The sequence below is a fragment of the Cryobacterium sp. MLB-32 genome (assembly GCF_000738085.1).
Classification (GTDB): Bacteria; Actinomycetota; Actinomycetes; order Actinomycetales; family Microbacteriaceae; genus Cryobacterium.
On the sequence record NZ_JPRS01000546.1, the window covers coordinates 1 to 833 of the forward strand.

Sequence of the window (833 nt, forward strand, 5' to 3'; positions counted from 1 at the left end):
TTGCTCGCGAGGGAGGAGCGCAGCGATGTGATGATCTGCTTCACCTGCCCGGCGACGGTGTTCCAGCGGATTTCCTTCGACGCGTATTCCTCCGACACTCCGTCGGCCTGGTAGTCGGCCATCATGGCCTTCACGTCGGCGTCACGCTGGTCGATCAGCGCCTCGAGCCGCCCGGCGATCGCGTTGAAGTTGTCCTGCGCATTCTGGGATGCGGCAATGTCATAGTCGCGACGATCCGCCGCATTTCCACTAGAAGCCATGAGAGTGTTCCCTATCCCCGTGAACCGAACCGTGCCGAGTCGAAACCCGCCCCGGATTGTGCTGACGTCGTCTGGTCGGCCAGCTCCTGATCGGCCTGACCGAACGCGAGATCCTGCCCGGCGATCCCTGTGAGGATCGAACCCAGCGCACCGTTCAACTCCGCCGAGATCGAATCCGTCTCGTTCTTGAAGCGGTCGAACGCGGCGCGACCGGCGCCGTTGAACCGGCCCTCGAGCGGCGCCGCCGCCTCGAACAGCTGCTTCACCAGCGATCCAAGATCGTCAGACGAGGAACTCGTCTTTTTCGTCAGATGCGACAGAACGTCGGATCCCATTGCGAATTTCATGCCAGCCATCGAGAGCCCCCAAGGTGTGGTGAGTTCTCAGGATAGGCTACTGATATTAATAAGGGGTAACGCGAGCCGTAGTTTTTTGTACATGTCCAACCATCGGTCAGCAGTGCATCTACACCACCCTGTTCTGTTCACAGTCGTCAATCGGGGGTGCGTCGCAGGTGGGTAACGCACTGATCGGCGCCGTCAGCTGCGGCCGATGCGGTGCCCGCTTGGTCGT

General features: G+C 60.9%; 2 protein-coding genes. Both read right to left on the reverse strand.

Annotation, left to right across the window (positions count from 1 at the left end; genetic code table 11):
- On the reverse strand, window positions 1-260 hold a 260-nt coding region (locus JF66_RS19870), incomplete at its 3' end, for a hypothetical protein (RefSeq protein ID WP_035880616.1).
- Window positions 261-271: 11 nt separating this feature from the next.
- On the reverse strand, window positions 272-607 hold the full coding sequence (locus JF66_RS19875) for a hypothetical protein (protein WP_035879219.1): 336 nt from the start codon (window positions 605-607) through the stop codon (window positions 272-274).
- Window positions 608-833: the final 226 nt, after the last annotated feature.

Coding starts and splice junctions, on each gene's coding strand:
- JF66_RS19875 (WP_035879219.1), bottom strand. CDS start 607: ATGAAATTCGCAATGGGATCCGACGTTCTGTCGCATCTGACGAAAAAG.